This window comes from Kitasatospora sp. NPDC058170 (assembly GCF_042883905.1).
GTDB lineage: Bacteria > Actinomycetota > Actinomycetes > Streptomycetales > Streptomycetaceae > Kitasatospora.
Genome location: NZ_JBHVUV010000002.1, coordinates 243,877 through 258,706 on the forward strand (window position 1 = coordinate 243,877; position 14,830 = coordinate 258,706).

Sequence of the window (14,830 nt, forward strand, 5' to 3'; positions counted from 1 at the left end):
CGCGCTTCAGTAGAGGTTGGGCAGCAGGGCGGCGGCGTTCTCGTACACCGCCCAGAGCGTCGCGCCGATCACCGGTGCGAGGCTCAGGTAGGCGGCCGAGCGGTGCCAGAACCGGGCCAGCACGACGGCGGCGACCACCGCGCCGAGCAGCCCGAGCGTCCACAGCTGCAGCGTGGCCAGCGCGCCCTTGTCGGCGGCCAGTGCCTTGTCGTACGGGACGGTGGCGGGCCGGCCCCCGGGGTTGGCCTCCGGGGCGCCCTCCAGCCGGGCGCCGATCAGCACCGTCGAGCCGGCGATCCAGTCGGAGTCCCCGGTGACCAGCACCAGCCGGTTGCGGACCGGGTCGCTGATCGGGTGGTCGCCGTCCCCGTACACGTTGACGGTGTAGGTGAACTTGCCCTGCCCGGTGGTCGCCTCGATCCGGTCGCCGACCCGGAGCCTGGACAGTTCGGCGAACGGCGCCCCGAAGGTCGCCCCGCGCCCGAACACCACGGCCACGCCGGACTGGCCCGGCAGCGCGGTGTCCCGGCGGTGGCCGGGACCGCGCATCAGGTCCCGGCCGGTGGTGCCCTCGACCACGACGGCCTGGTGCAGGCCGATCGCCGGGATGTCGAGGATCGCGACCGGGTCCCCGTCCGCGGCCGCGCCGGTCGGGGCGACCGCCCGGGCCAGCTGGTCCCGGAAGGTCTTGTACGCGGTGGACTGGTAGTGCCGCTCCTGGATGTGCGAGAGCGTGAAGAGGTACCCGACGAACCCCATCGTGAGCGCCGCCAGCAGGCTGACCGCCCAGGCCCCCTGGAGGAACCGGCGCCGGGACGGCGTGGTGGCGCCGGGGCCCGCCCCGGCCGCCTTCGGCTCCGCGGCGGGCGACGCCGGCCCCCGGTCGGCCGGGGGCTCCGGGGCGCGGGTCGCCGGCTTCTCCAGCGCCGGGGCGGTCACGACCGGCCGCCGGAGTTGCGGCGCCGCAGCAGGCGGCGGCCGAGCAGCGGCGGAACGAGGACGACGGCGAGCAGTTCGAGCGCGGTGAGGGTGGACAGCATCCAGTCCTCCGGGCGCCCCTCGACGGCGACCACGTTGGCCGGGACCTCCCCGACGCCGGCGCCGCCGCGGCCGCGCGCGACCACCTGGCCGGTCTGCGGGTCGACGACGTCCTCGGCCGCCGGATCGCCCTCGGCGCCCGCTCCGGCGGCCGGGTCGCCGCCCGCGGCGGGCTGGCCGTCCGCGGCGCCGGTACCGCCCGCGGCAGCGCCGCCCGAGCCGGCCGCGCCGCCCGCGGCACCGGTGCCGCCGGCGGAACCGCTCCCGCCCGTCGCACCGCCGCCGCCGGTTCCCGAGGGCGACTTGCCGCCCCCGGTGCCGCCGGCCGCTCCGCCGGTACCACCACCGGCACCGCCCGTACCGCCGGTGGCGGCGCCGCCCGAGCCGGAGCCCGAACCCGAAGCCGCACCGGAGCCCGAACCCGAACCGGACTTGACCGCCTTGCCCTCCTGCACGACGCAGTCCAGCGGGGTGCCCTTCGCGTCACACGGGCTGGGCTGCGGGGCGTTGTCGAGCACGGTCAGCCGACCGGCCGCGTTGAAGGTCGGGTTGTTGCAGTTGGCCAGGGTGTTGGCGTCGACCGGGCTGGCGTTGCCGGGGATGTGCTGGGTCTGCAGCAGACCGCCGCGGACCAGGTTGCGCGGGATCGGGGAGTAGCCGAGGCCGTCGGCCTCGCCCTGGCCCTCGCAGAGCACGTAGGCCAGGAAGCGGCTGAGGGCGCTGCCCTTGTCGTTGGTGAAGCGCGGCGGCGGCGGCAGCGCCGCTCCGGCGCGCGGCACGATCAGGTAGCTGTAGCTGGAGAGCGGGTACGACCTCGGGTCGTTCATCGAGTAGACGCCGTCGAGGTTCTGCTGCAGGTAGTCCGGGTCGTCGGCCGCGGTGGTGTCGTCCACCCCGCGGATCCTGGCGGCGGTGAGCGCGACGGCGACGTTGGAGGCGGTCGGCAGCGTGTAGTAGCCGGCCGGGTTGAGCACCTTCACGACCGGCCAGTTGCTGCGCTTGGCGAAGGCGTACTCGTCGTAGCCGATGGTGCCGAGGCCGGCCGGCGCCTTGATGTAGCCGGCGACGACGTCGGAGCCGTTCTGCGCGGTCATCCGGCCGGACGGCGGGAAGAACTCGGTGTACTCGCCGCAGGTGACGCCGTTGACGGCCTTGCAGTACTCGTCCCACTGCGCCTGGTGGGTGTGGCTCATCCACCGGGTGAACTGGGCGGTCGCACCCGAGCCGTCGGACCGGACCACCGGGGTGATCTGCAGGCTCGGCAGGGGCTTGCCGTAGTCCGCGGTGATCCGCGGGTCGTTCCAGTTGGTGATCTTGTTGGTGAAGATGTCGACCACGGTCTGCGGGGAGAGCCGCAGGTCGCGGACCTGCTTGCCGCCGACGACCAGGTTGTACATGAAGGTCGTCCCGCCGGCGGTGATCGGCACGTAGGAGAAGCCGTACCGGGGGTTCTCGGCCTTGCCGGAGCCGCCGGCCTGGCCGGCCTGGCCGAGCCCGGTGTCCGCCTTCGAGCGGAACGGGACGTCGGAGGCGGTGAAGTCGTCCTGGCCGATGGCCCACTGGTTGCGGCCGGCCGCCGAACCGATCGGGTTGAAGTTGATCTGGATGCCCTGCGGGGCGACGTCCTGGCGCCACTGGTCGATGGCCGGACCGGCCCAGCTGGAGCCGTCGGCGTTGAGCGCGGTGGCCGCGAAGGCGGGGGTGCTCTGCCCCAGGAGCAGGGAGCCCGCGGCGAGGATCAGGGACAGCAGCACGGCGAGCGTGCGTGCCACGGGGCGGCTTGCGGCCTCCCACGACATGGGAACTCCTCTGGTACTGAGGGTGGTTGAGTGGGACATCAGTGCTCCCCGAAGGCGGTGGCCACGGTGCCCGGCGCGCCCGCGGTGCGGGCTCCGGAGGTGCGGGCGGTGGCGGTGCGGGCGGTGGCCGCAGCCGGACGGGACGCCGGACGGGGACGGGAGCGGGCGGTGCCCTCGGCGACGCGGGCGGCCCGGTCGATCCGGCGCCTCTGACGCCTCGTCAACTTGCCCGGCTGGCGGCCGCCGAAGACGCGCGCGGTGACGAACAGGACGAGCACGATGACCATCAGGGTCAGTGCCGCGGCGAAGGCCCGCGCGATCATCTCGGGGTAGGGCTGCTTGACGTAGTTCCAGATGTACAGCGGCAGCGAGACCTGGTGTTCGCTGAACGGGCTGCCGTTGAACTGCGAGGTGAACCCCGAGGTCAGCAGCACGGGGGAGGTCTCGCCGACCCCGCGCGCCATGCCGAGCACCACGGCCGTCACCAGGCCGGGCCGGGCGGTGGGCAGCACGACGTTCCACACCGTGCGCCACTGGCTGCCGCCGAGCGCGTACGAGGCCTCCCGCAGCGTGCCGGGCACCAGCCTGATGACCACCTCGGCGGCCCTGGTGACGATCGGCATCATCATCACGGTGAGGGCCAGCGAGGCCGCGAACCCGCTCTTCTCGAAGCCGAGGGTGATGATCACGATGCCGAGGATGAACAGGCCGGCGACGATCGACGGCAGCGCGGTCATCGCCTCGATCAGGGTCCGCAGCGGCCGGGCCATCCGGCCGCCGACCTCGGACATGAAGACCGCCGCCGCGATGCCCAGCGGGACGGCGAACAGCGTGGCCAGGCCCAGCTGTTCGAGCGATCCGACCACCGCGTTGAGCGCGCCGCCCGAGGTGATCGGGGAGAGCGGGGCGGTGTGGTCCATCGACTGGGTGAAGAAGTTGAGGTGCCGGGCGGCGTCCAGCCCGCGCACCAGGACGTAGCCGATCTGGTCGGCGATCAGGCCGACCACCAGCAGGCCGGAGCTCCAGACGACCACCGAGACCAGGCGTTCGCGGACCATCAGCGGGTGCCACTGGAGCCGGCCGATGAGGAAGTAGCCCACCAGGAAGAGGCCGTACCAGCAGACCAGGAAGCCCTGGGCGCCGCTGAACGGCAGGATCCGCTCGTAGAGCATCCAGTTCAGGGCCAGCGAACCGACCAGCGAACCGGTCAGGGTCAGCACGTCCTCGCGGGTGACACCGCCGAGCCGCACCCGCTTCTCGGGGCGGGGCGGGGCGGCGTCCGCGGACGGCACGGCCTCCGCGGGTGGGTCGGCCGGCGCGGGCGCGGCGACCGGCGGCTTGTCGAGTGTGGTCATCGGGACGTCCCTTCACGGCGGAGCGGCAGCGGGCGGCGGGTGGCGCGGAGGGCCATGGTCAGTCCGCCGTCGACGCGCCGGAGCGGGACCGGTTGATCACGAAGCCGGCTCCCAGGTTGACCAGCAGGGTGAGTGCGAAGAGCACCAGGCCTGCCGCCATCAGCGCGGAGAGCGAGAGCTCGTCCGACTCGCCGAACCGCAGCGCGATCAGCGCCGAGATCGAGTTGGCGCCGTTCTCCAGGACGTGGGTGATGGCCTTGAAGTTCGGGGAGATGATCAGCGCGACGGCGATCGTCTCGCCCATCGCCCGCCCGAAGCCGAGCATCACCGCCCCGATCACGCCGCCCTTGCCGAACGGCAGCACCACCGTGCGGACCATCCCCCAGCGGGTCGACCCCAGCGCGTACGCGCCCTCGCGCTCGCCCTGCGGGGCCTGCGAGAACACCTCCCGGCTGAGCGAGGCCACGATCGGGATGATCATCAGCGAGACGACCACCCCCGCGATGAAGGTCGAGGAGGTGTACGAGGTCCCGATGTCGCCGGTGCGCACCTTGAGGAAGGGGATCGCGTCACCGAGGTGGTTGGTCAGCCAGCGGACGAAGCCGATGATCCGCGGCTGGAGGAAGAACAGCCCCCAGAGGCCGTAGACGATGCTGGGGATGGCCGCCATCAGGTCGACCAGCGAGACCAGCGTCGCCCGCAGCCTGACCGGCGCGTACTCGGAGATGAAGACCGCCGTGGTGAGTGCCACCGGCACGGCGATCACCAGCGCGATCACCGCGATCAGCAGCCCGTTCGGAAGGACGGCGGCGATCCCGAAGTTGTGGGCCTGGGTCTGCCACTTCTGCTCGGTGAGGAAGGACCAGCCCACCTCGCGCAGCGCGGCCGCGCCGCGCAGCAGCAGGAAGAAGGCGATCAGCCCCATGATCGCGAAGACCGAGAGGCCCGCCGCCCGGAGCGTCCCCCGGAACACCCGGTCTCCGGGCGTGGCTGGGGCGGTGATGACACGGGGGACATCGGGTTCTGGTGGACGTGGAGCCCCGGCGTACGGTGCCGCGGGCTCGGCGGCGGCTGTCATGGTCTGCTCTCCGGCGCGCTCGGTACGGAAGTACTCGGTACGGGGACGCCCCGGGCGGTCGCGCCCGGGGCGGGGACCCGGCGGGGCCGAGACGGCGGCCCCGCCGGGTTGGTGCCACTGCGGGTCAGGGCCGGCGGCGCACCCGTGCCCAGGTCCGGCACCAGGCGCCCACGACGCGTCCGCCGGCGGGAGTCCCGCCGAGGAAGAGCGCCGCCGGGCCGCCGATCAGCAGCACCAGGCCCGCGAAGACCGCGACCGGCAGCAGCAGACGGGCGGTGCCCGCCCGGTCGGCGGCCGGGACTCCGGCCGCCACGGGGGCGGCCGCGAGCGGGCCGGCGGAGGCGCTCGGCGTGGCGGTGGGCTTGGCCGCCGGGTTACCGGCCGCCGGGGCGCCGGCGCCACCGGTGGTCGCGGCGGCGCCGCCCGTACCGGTGGTGCCGCCGGTTCCGCTGATACCGCCGGTTCCCGTGCTACCCGTGGTGCCACCGGTACCCGTGCCGCTGGTGCCACCCGTGCCGGTGCCCCCGGACGACGTGCCGTCGCCGATGATGCCGCCGGCGGAGGCGGTGCCGTCGGTCACCGGGGTGGTCGTGCCGCCGGTGGTGGTCGACTCGCCGCCGGTACCGGTACCCGTGGTGGTCCCGCCGGTCGTCCCGCCGTTCTCACCGCCGTTCGGCGTGGTCGGCGGCGGCGGGGGCACCTGGTTGCCCGGCCACTTGGCGTCCTGGCTCTCCACGTGCTTGGCCGCGTCGAGCGCCTGCTGGCGCTGGGCCCCGGTGAGGCTGAGGAAGCCCGGGGCGAGCTTGCCCGGCTCGATGCCGTAGACCTGGCCGCCGTTGACGACGGTGGTGAGGAAGCGCGTGATCGCGGCCGCCTTGTCCGTCGCCACCCCGCTGGTGGGCACCATCGCGTACTGGACGGTGGTCAGCGGGTAGGCCTGGGTGTCCCGGGAGAAGGCCGTGTCGGCCACGCCGTAGGGGAGTTGCTGCGTGCCGGTAGCGGCGTCGGTCGGCATGTCGCCGACCGCGGACTGGAAGCCGTTGGTGCTCGGTGCCACGAAGCCACCCGCCGGGTTGCGCAGGACCGCCTCCGGGAGGGAGAACGCCCTGGCCTGGGCGGTGTCCATGATCGCGAACAGCTTGCGGTCACCGGGGGCCATCGGGTCGCACTTCAGGTGGTTGCCGGTGGCCGGGTCCGCCAGCCAGAGCTGGCAGGTGGACCGGTTCTCCAGAATGGTGCGCAGGACCTGGCCGAGACCGCCGAGGACGGGGTTCCACTCGAACTGGCGCATCCGCTTGGCGGCTTCGCTGACGTTCGTCGGGCCGGTGAAGTCCTGGGGCTGGATGCTGTCCACCGGGAAACCGGGGTAGGCACCCCGCTGGTAGAAGGTGTTCACCCGCATGCCCCAGCCGTCCGCCTCGCCGTCCAGGAAGCGGACGGCGTCCGGGTCGCCGGCGATCCACGAGGTCAGCTGGTAGATCAGGTCGGTGGTGCCACCGACGATGGTCGGCTCGAAGCTCGCGGGCGTGCAGGACCTCGGCCACTTCATGCCGCTGCTCGCCGGGAACTGGTTCCACTGCAGGAAGTCCGGGTCCTGGAAGATGCAGCTGGGGTTGCCCTTCACCGAGGCGACGTCGCTTCCGAGCGGCGAGTACGACTGGGTGAGCAGCTTGGCCATCAGACGGGGGGTCAGCTTCATGTCCCGGAGCTGGCGCCCGGTGTCCGGGTCGTCGACGAGGAACACCACCGAGATCCCGGTGGTCGCCAGCGGCGCGTAGACGTACGGCCGGGCCGGCGTCGCGGTGTCGGGGCGCGCGGTCAGCGCGACGTCCACTCCTGCGGAGCCTCCCAGGAACGCCGCCCGGGCCTGCGGCTCACCGCCGGAGGAGGTGTACTGGAAGGCGAGCGGGGAGTCGGCCAGGCAGAGGCCGGTGCGCCACAGCTGGACGGCGCGGTTGGCCATCTCCAGGCCGGCCGCCTTGAACTGCGCGGCCCGGCTGTCGCAGTCGGCGGCGGTGGGCGAGAAGGACAGCGGGACGACGGTCCGCTTCTCCCAGGCGCACTGCTCGCCGATCTGGAGCCCGGCGAACTGGTTGCCGGCCCACGAGCTGCCGTACGCCTCCAGCCCGCCGTCGCTCGCGGTGTTGAAGAAGCCGTCCACGTCGGCGCTGTGGTCGGTGCAGTCGACGGCTCCGGCCCGCGCCATGTTCGGGTCCTGGGTGTCGCCGCCGTAGTTCGGCTCGATCACCAGGGAGCACGGGTGGGTCGCGTCGCAGCCCAGCGAGGGGCTCTGGGTGGCGGTCCACACCTCGATGCTCGTCGCCCCCGATCCGTCGGGGCCGGTGGGCGCGATCGCCATGTTGGAGGGGAAGTCCGGCGTCGTGGTGCCCTCGGCCGGGGCCTTCTGGTTGAACCCCCGGCTCGGATCCGCGTTGTACAGCTTGCTGCCGTAGCAGTCCGTGATCTTCGGGTCGAGGCCGCGGCACTGGTACACCCGGACCGCGTAGAACACGGTCTTGTCACCCTTGGTGACGACGGTCACCGGCTCGCCCGCGGGGTTGGCCGTCGGCGTGAAGCCGCTCCAGGAGACCTGCAGCACCTGGTTGGACAGGTCCTTGGTCTGACCGACCGTCACGCTGCCCCGCGAGGGCCCCTCCTCCCAGGTGCTCGGGTCCCACAGCTTGGGTCCGGGCACCGTCACGGCGGAGGACGTGGCCGCCTGCGCCTGCGTGAGCGCGCCGAGGCCGATGGGGGCCACGCCGAGCGCCACCACCACCGACCAGACGAGTGCGACCGCCGGCAACGTCCGGCGCCACCTCCCGCGTCTCGAATCGGCTAGTAGTCGGAGTCTCATGACGGGCACCTCCGTGCGAACGCGCACCGCCGTGACGCGGCGCGAGAGTGGATCAGGCGGCGAGCAGGCCGGCGGTTCCGGTTCGCATCCATTCGGCCAGCCCTACATGGCCGGATCCGGTCGTACCGATGTACGAGACCCCAACGTGACGACTCTGTAGCGGAGTTGGGAACTCCGCAAGAAAAAGCGGGCCCGCGCGTACGCACGGGCCCGCCGAGGTGCCGGGCAGTCGGCAGGTGTCAGCTGCCGGCGGTGAAGGTCAGCGAGAAGTTGCCGACCGACTGGCCGCCCTTGAAGAAGTTGGTGTTCAGCTTGGCGTCCACGTACTGCGCGCCCTCGGCGTCGACCCGCAGGTCGGAGGAGGTGACCTTCTGGGTGGTGCCGGTCCGGCTGATGTCGGTCGTGCCGGCCGGGTCGAGCAGCGCCACCGGGTCGGTGCCGCCCACCGGGACGCCGGTGATCGCCCAGCTGTCGGCGCTGAACGCGAGCTGCTTGAAGACCGCGCTCTTGCCGGTGAACAGGTTGACGAAGAGCAGGCTCCCGCCCAACTGGACGTTGCCGTAGTAGCCCTGGAGGTTGACCTCGCCGCCGGTCACCGGGAAGGACGTGGAGAAGCCCGAGGTGGAGTCGTAGGACGGGGTGGCCGTGGGCAGCGGGATGACCACCAGGCCGTTCAGGGCGGAGTCCTTCAGGAAGGCGGTGTTCTCGTGCACCACCGCGCTGCCGGTCGGGGCCGCCGGCGCGGCGTCGGCAACGGCCGCACCGCTCATACCGGTCACGGCGAGGACGACTGCGGCACCGGTGGCGGCAAGGCGGGCGCGGGTACGGGTCATGCTGAACTCCTTGGGAGAGGTGAGAGGTTGTGCGTGGTGCTGGTGGTGCGAGCGGTCGGTTCGACCGCCCCGACGGCCGCCCCCTGCCGCACTGCCCGGCGGGAGGAGGATGCCGAAGTCGATGGGTGCGCGACCGGGTCAGGCCGTCGAACCGCAGGCCGCGCCGGGCAGCTGCAGGAAGCCGTGACTCCTGATCGCGGGGACGCCGTAGGCGCAGATCCACCCGGCGGGGCCGAAGATCCCGTGCAGCGCCTTGCCCTTCACCCCGGTGCTCTGCCAGTCGGCCTGGCGCACCAGGTTCCAGACGAAGCGGCCGAACACGCTCGCCGCGAACGGCGCGTTGATCGTGTTGGTCGTGGGGTTGATCGCGGCGATGCCGTTGATGCCGCGCACGCTCAGCACGCCCGCCGAGTCCGCCGGGGTGCCGTGACCGCCCACGGTCTGGCCGAGGAAGTGGCCGACCGAGTAGGGGATGACCACGTCCGGGTCGTTCAGCACCAGATCGACGCCCTGGTTCTCACCCGGACCGCTGGTCACGCAGGGGCCGAGCACCGGGCTCCCGATCGCCGTCAGGAAGAAGGACCGGGTCGCGGAGTTCGTCTGCGGCAGGTACGGCTTGATGGCCGCGTTCGGCAGCGTCGGGCTGATCTGCGTCCAGTTGGTGACGGTGCACTGGTAGATGCCCTTCAGCTGCGCCACCGTCAGGTTGGCGGGCGCGTTGCCCCCGGTCTTCGCCGCCCAGGAGACCGCGTCCTTCGCCAGCGCGACGAAGGTGAGACCGGGCGGGGTGGAGGGCAGTCGCGTCTGGTCCATCCGGTCGAAGTCGAGTGCGCTGCCCGGCGCGGTGAGGGCGATCAGCCCGTCGCCGGCGTTCGCCGGCCGGGTGATGGCCGCGGCGCCCGACCTGGGCGTGATCGGCGAGGGCCCGGTCGAGTCGAAGCTGTAGAGCCGGGGCGAGGTGGTGTCGCCGAGACCCGTCAGATAGGCGTTGTAGTCGGCGGAGAGCTGGTTCATCAGCGCCCCGGTGGCCTGCGCGCCGACCCCGACGATGTCGGTGGGACCGGGCAGCACGGGCGGGTCGGCCACGGCCGTCCCGGCGAACACGGTGCCGAGAGCCACAGTGGTCACGGCGAGCAGCTTGGCGAGCGTTCTGCGCATGAGGCGTCTCCCGGAGGTGTCGCGGGTCCGGCATGGGCGGTGGCGTGCGTGGCGTGCGTGGCGTGCGTGGCGTGCGTGGCGTGCGTGGCGTGCGTGGCGTGCGTGGCCGGCGGCCACGGGCCGAAGCCCGTGGCCGCCGGGTGGTACGGGTGTGATCAGCGGGTGATCAGCTGTGGGTGGTGCTGCCGCAGGCCGCCGCCGGGAGGGGCAGGAAGCCGTAGCTCTTGATGTCGTTGATGGCGGTGGTGTTGGTGCAGATCCAGCCGCCGTTGCCGAAGATGTTGCGCAGCGCGGTGCCGTGGGCGTCGGTGGCGGTCCACTCGGCGTCGCGGACGACGTTGTAGACCACGCGGCCGAAGGCGGAGGCCGCGAACGGGGCGTTGATGGTGTTGGTGGTGGTGTTGACCGGCACCAGGGTGCCGACGTTGCGCAGGGTCAGGTTGCCCGGGGCCGAGGTGGGGGTGGCGTGGCCGCCGACGGTCTGGCTCAGGTACTGGGCGACCGAGTACGGGAAGACGGTGTCGTCACCGGCGAGGCGGGTGTCGACGCCCTCGTTCTCCTCCGGGCCGTCCTGGACGCAGCCGCCGACGACCGGGTTGCCGATCGCGGTCAGGAAGAAGGAGCGGGTGCCGGAGCTGGCCTGCGGCAGCCAGGGCTTGATCGTGGCGTTCGGCAGCGTGGCGCTGATCTGCGTCCAGTTGGTGATGGAGCAGTCGTAGATGCCCTTGAGCTGGGCGGCGGTCAGGCTCGCCGGGGCGTGGCCGCCGGAGTTGGCGGACCAGGTCACCGCGTCCTTGGCGAAGGCGACGAAGATGTCCGAGGCCGGGTCGGTCGGCTTCGGGGCACGCGAGGAGCGGGCGACGTCGAGCTTGGAGCCCGCGGTGTTCAGCTCGGTGATGCCGGCGCCGGAGCCGTTCGGGCGGACGATGGAGGAGCCACCCGACTTCAGCGTGATGTTCGTCGAGCCCGTCGCGTCCCAGCTGTAGTAGCGCGGCGAGGTGGTGTCGCCGATGCTGGTCAGGTAGGCGTTGTAGTCGGTCGAGAACTTGGTCGACACGGCCTGCGTGGTGTCGGAGCCCGCGCTCACGATGTCCTGGGCGGCCGGGGTGACGCCCGGGTCGGCGCTGGCGGTGCCGGCGGCGACGGTGGCGAGCGAGGTGGCGATGGCGGCAACGGCGAGCAGCTTGGCAGCGGTCTTGCGCATGGTCCTGTTCCTCCGGTGGGAGAGACGTGCATCGCTTTACCCGGTCCCTGGTTGGGGTTCCGGGGCCGGTTGGCCGCGTCCGCGGCGGCCGCTCCGGCAGACCTGATCCTGTCGGCCGGGCCGGTTCCGCCGGAAGGGCGGTCCAGGGCGGGCGGAGATTGTCGACTCATCGGTTCAGACAGGTTTAGTGACTGGTCAGCGCGGCCGCCGTGGGGCGAAAACGCGCAGGTCGGGGGCCGGATACGTTCTTCTCCAGGTGGCGGCTCGGGGGGTTGCCGGAAACCTGCGCTTCACCGGATCGAGGGGGAGCCGGGGGCTGGTCACCCGGCTCGTCGGCGGATCGCCGAGGTCGGCTGCTGATCGCCGGGGCCGGTCGATCGGCACGGCCCGACGGCCGTTCACCAGGACGGCCGTTCGCCATGAGGGTCGTTCAGCGAGGCGGTCGCTCGGCGGGGGCGCTCGTTCGGCGGGGCGGCCGTTCAGCGGGACCGGCGACCGGTCACCAGGGCCAGTGGCCGTCGCGGCCGCTGCGGCGCAACTCCTGGCCGATCCACTGGAGTCCGGCCAGGAAGCCCTCCACCCCGGCCTGGCACTGGTCGCGCCGCAGATAGCCGCGCGCGCTGCGGGCGACCGGCACCGCCTCGCCCGCACCCCGGCGGGTGCTGCGCACCGGCAGGTACGCCGTCCAGACCCAGAGCCGGCCCTCCGACTGACCGACGGTGCAGCGCAGGGCCGCCCGTTCAATGATCAGTTCTCTTACCGCCTCCGCGAGTTCGGCCTCGCTGCGGTAGGCGCGCACGCCGACCCCCAGCTGCCGCCCGTTGGCGGCGCGCAGCGCCCAGCAGAGGCACCGGTCGGCCGCGGGGAGGGTCAGGAGTCTCGGACCGCGCCCCTCAGCGGGCATCGGAGGGTCTCAACGGTCTCCCGGGGTCGGGTAGTTCGAGGGCCGGCTGTTTGGCCAGCAGCACCACGAACCGGCGGAAGGCGTTCTGACAGGTCGCGTACCGCTCGTACGCGCGGCTGGAACGCACCTCGGGCAGGGTGCGGGAGCCGGGGACGACCCAGATCCACCCGATGCCGTCCCGGACATGGGTGATCCGGGCGACCAGGGCGTCCGCACCCATCCGTAAGCCGTCGAAGCCGCGTTCGGCCTCGCCGGCGCTCTTGTACGCGGCCGGGGTGATCGCCACCACCCGGCCGTTGGGCGCCTTCAGCTGCCATCGGTAGCGCCCGTCCGGCGCCCGTTCGGCCCGGAATCCCCCTCGACTTGCCCCTGCTGCGGTGTGACCGCGGCCCGACGCGTCCACTGCTCCCCCAGTCCGGTACCTCTCCGAGACGGGAGTAAAGCTATGTGTGCACACAAGCACGCCGGAAGGGTGGGAAATGCACAACTTGCTCCGTTGGCCGGGAAGTTCTCTCTCGTTAAACTTTCACCAAGCGCACACCAACTGAACGCCGCCCTCCCTTTACGCGCACAGGCCGTTCGAAGGCCCCCGATCACCCCGGCCGCTCGGAACCGCTCCGGGCGGCCCGGAACCGCCCCGCGCGGCGCCGCTCCGCCGCTCAGGGCCGGGCCGTCGCCCCCAGGGCCGGGCCGTCGCTCAGAGCCGGGCCGTCCAGCGGACCAGCGTCCCCTTCCCGTACGGCCCGGGCTCGTGCCAGGCGTCCCCGCCGAGCGCCTCCGCCCGCCGGGTGAGGTTGCTCAGACCGCTGCGCCGGCCCCCGGGCGGGATGCCGATGCCGTCGTCCGTCACGGTGAGCAGCACCCCCGGGCGCCCGGCCCGGTCCAGCGACTCCGGGTCGCCGCCGACCGGGCGGCCCCCGTCGTCCAGGTGGACGGTCGCGTCGACCTCCACCCCCACCCGGGAGGCCCGTGCGTGCCGGGCCGTGTTGGACAGCATCTCCCGTAGTGCGGCGAGCAGTTGACGGCCGGTCTTCTCCCCCACCAGGCTCTCCACCGGGCCGGTGAAGGTCACCGAGGGCTTGAACCCGAGCGCCGCCGCGGCCTGGCTGCCCTCCCGCAGCACCCGGGTGCGCAGGGTGTCCGGCGCATCGCCGTGGTCGTCGTGCTGCAGGGCGTAGATGGTGGTGCGGACCTCCTGGATGGTGGCGTCCAACTCGTCCACGGCCTTGCCGATGCCGACCTTCACCTCGGGCACCATCGCCCGCCGCGCCGCGCCCTCCAGCATCATCCCGGTGGCGAACAGCCGCTGGATCACCAGGTCGTGGAGGTCGCGGGCGATCCGGTCGCGGTCCTGGAACACCGCCAGCCGCTGCTGGTCGCGCTGCCCCTCGGCCAGCCGCAGGGCCAGCGCCGCCTGCGAGGCGAAGGTCTCGGCGAGCTGCTTCTCGGTGTCGGTGAACGGCAGCGCGCCGCGGGAGCGCCAGACGCACAGCCCGCCCAGCACCCGGCCCGCCGCGACCATCGGCACCGCCATCGAGGGGCCGAAGCTGCGCGCCAGGCGGATCACCACGGTCGGGTCGCTCGACATGTCGTCCAGGTAGACGCTCTCGCCCCGCAGCAGCCGCGCGGCGAAGCTGTCCGGTGGCAGCAGCTCGCCCCGGACGAACTCGGCCGCCTCCCCGGACGCGTGGGCCACCCGCATCTGGCCGCCGCCGTCGCCGTCCACCGTCGGCAGCAGGATCATGCCGAGCGCCGCGTCCGCCAGTTCCCGGACCTGCTCGGCCGCCACGGTCAGCGCGACCTGTGCCTCGTCGGTGGAGAGCAGCGCCGTGGTGACGGCCGCCGCGCCCGCGATCCAGCGCTCGCGGCGCCGGCCCTCCTCGTACAGCCGGGAGTTCTCGATCGCGACGCCGGCCGCCGCGGCGAGCGCGTGCACCACCTGCTCGTCCTCGGGGGTGAAGGCGCCGCCGCCCTTCTTCTCGGTCAGGTAGAGGTTCCCGAACACCTCCTCGCGGACCCGGATCGGCTCGCCGAGGAAGGTCCGCATCGCCGGGTGGTCCGCCGGGAACCCGTAGGACCGCGGGTCGGCGGAGAGGTCGCCGAGCCGCAGCGGCTCGGGGCGGTCGATCAGCGCGCCGAGGATGCCCCGGCCGACCGGCAGCTCGCCGATCCGCTCGGCCGTCTCGTCGTCCACCCCGACGTGGATGAAGTCCGCGAGCCCGTTGCCGCCCGGGGCGATCACGCCGAGCGCGGCGTAGCGGGCGTCGACCAGCTCGGCGGCGCCGGTGGCGATCCGCTGGAGGGTGGCGTGCAGGTCCAGCCCGGCGCCGACCGAGACCACCGCCTCCAGCAGCCGCTGCATCCGGTCGGTGACGGCCGCCGCCGACTGCAGGCGCTCCGCCACCTCGGTCACCAGGGTGTCCAGCCCGAGCGAGGAGATCTCGGGCACCCGGTGCGGGGTCTGGTCGGGTGCGGCGTCGGCCGGGCGGTCGGGCGAGGGGTCCATGGATCCGAGCGTAGTTTGTACGGTTTTCTGCCGAAGGGTGGCACGGCCGGGCGGGTCCCCTCCGGACGGCCGCGGCCGGGCGGACACGGGCGGCCGGGCGG

The 14,830-nt window shown here is 73.0% G+C and carries 11 protein-coding genes; all 11 read right to left on the bottom strand.

Going from position 1 to position 14,830, the window contains the following annotated elements; all coding sequences use genetic code 11:
• Positions 1-6: 6 nt before the first annotated feature.
• The gene (locus tag ACFVVX_RS04040) at positions 7-939 is read right to left on the bottom strand and encodes a class E sortase (RefSeq protein ID WP_387941115.1); all 933 of its coding nucleotides are present in this window, start codon (positions 937-939) and stop codon (positions 7-9) included.
• The gene (locus ACFVVX_RS04045) at positions 936-2,837 is read right to left on the bottom strand and encodes a substrate-binding domain-containing protein (protein WP_387941117.1); all 1,902 of its coding nucleotides are present in this window, start codon (positions 2,835-2,837) and stop codon (positions 936-938) included. The genes ACFVVX_RS04040 and ACFVVX_RS04045 overlap by 4 nt, the downstream gene beginning before the upstream one ends.
• A gap of 38 nt (positions 2,838-2,875) precedes the next feature.
• Positions 2,876-4,192 carry a phosphate ABC transporter permease PstA gene (pstA, locus tag ACFVVX_RS04050; protein WP_387941119.1) on the bottom strand — a complete coding sequence of 439 codons (1,317 nt, stop codon included), beginning with the start codon at positions 4,190-4,192 and terminating at the stop codon, positions 2,876-2,878.
• A 58-nt stretch (positions 4,193-4,250) separates the two neighbouring features.
• Positions 4,251-5,165, bottom strand: coding sequence for a phosphate ABC transporter permease subunit PstC (pstC, locus tag ACFVVX_RS04055; protein ID WP_387941121.1), 915 nt, complete (start codon positions 5,163-5,165; stop codon positions 4,251-4,253).
• A gap of 229 nt (positions 5,166-5,394) precedes the next feature.
• The gene (locus ACFVVX_RS04060; protein ID WP_387941123.1) at positions 5,395-8,073 is read right to left on the bottom strand and encodes a hypothetical protein; all 2,679 of its coding nucleotides are present in this window, start codon (positions 8,071-8,073) and stop codon (positions 5,395-5,397) included.
• 290 nt (positions 8,074-8,363) lie between these two features.
• Positions 8,364-8,957 carry a hypothetical protein gene (locus tag ACFVVX_RS04065; RefSeq protein ID WP_387941125.1) on the bottom strand — a complete coding sequence of 198 codons (594 nt, stop codon included), beginning with the start codon at positions 8,955-8,957 and terminating at the stop codon, positions 8,364-8,366.
• Between the two features lie 138 nt (positions 8,958-9,095).
• The gene (locus ACFVVX_RS04070) at positions 9,096-10,115 is read right to left on the bottom strand and encodes a substrate-binding domain-containing protein (RefSeq protein WP_387941127.1); all 1,020 of its coding nucleotides are present in this window, start codon (positions 10,113-10,115) and stop codon (positions 9,096-9,098) included.
• A gap of 166 nt (positions 10,116-10,281) precedes the next feature.
• Complete coding sequence (locus ACFVVX_RS04075) at positions 10,282-11,319, bottom strand: PstS family phosphate ABC transporter substrate-binding protein (protein ID WP_387941129.1); 1,038 nt, start codon at positions 11,317-11,319, stop codon at positions 10,282-10,284.
• Positions 11,320-11,818: 499 nt separating this feature from the next.
• Positions 11,819-12,223, bottom strand: a complete 405-nt coding sequence (locus ACFVVX_RS04080; RefSeq protein WP_387941131.1) for a hypothetical protein — start codon at positions 12,221-12,223, stop codon at positions 11,819-11,821.
• Complete coding sequence (locus tag ACFVVX_RS04085) at positions 12,213-12,509, bottom strand: hypothetical protein (protein ID WP_387941133.1); 297 nt, start codon at positions 12,507-12,509, stop codon at positions 12,213-12,215. The genes ACFVVX_RS04080 and ACFVVX_RS04085 overlap by 11 nt, the downstream gene beginning before the upstream one ends.
• Positions 12,510-12,920: 411 nt before the next feature.
• Positions 12,921-14,729 carry a GAF domain-containing protein gene (locus ACFVVX_RS04090; protein WP_387941135.1) on the bottom strand — a complete coding sequence of 603 codons (1,809 nt, stop codon included), beginning with the start codon at positions 14,727-14,729 and terminating at the stop codon, positions 12,921-12,923.
• Positions 14,730-14,830: the final 101 nt, after the last annotated feature.

Coding starts and splice junctions, on each gene's coding strand:
- pstA (WP_387941119.1), bottom strand. CDS start 4,192: ATGACCACACTCGACAAGCCGCCGGTCGCCGCGCCCGCGCCGGCCGAC.
- ACFVVX_RS04090 (WP_387941135.1), bottom strand. CDS start 14,729: ATGGACCCCTCGCCCGACCGCCCGGCCGACGCCGCACCCGACCAGACC.
- ACFVVX_RS04065 (WP_387941125.1), bottom strand. CDS start 8,957: ATGACCCGTACCCGCGCCCGCCTTGCCGCCACCGGTGCCGCAGTCGTC.
- ACFVVX_RS04080 (WP_387941131.1), bottom strand. CDS start 12,223: ATGCCCGCTGAGGGGCGCGGTCCGAGACTCCTGACCCTCCCCGCGGCC.
- ACFVVX_RS04075 (WP_387941129.1), bottom strand. CDS start 11,319: ATGCGCAAGACCGCTGCCAAGCTGCTCGCCGTTGCCGCCATCGCCACC.
- ACFVVX_RS04045 (WP_387941117.1), bottom strand. CDS start 2,837: ATGTCGTGGGAGGCCGCAAGCCGCCCCGTGGCACGCACGCTCGCCGTG.
- ACFVVX_RS04070 (WP_387941127.1), bottom strand. CDS start 10,115: ATGCGCAGAACGCTCGCCAAGCTGCTCGCCGTGACCACTGTGGCTCTC.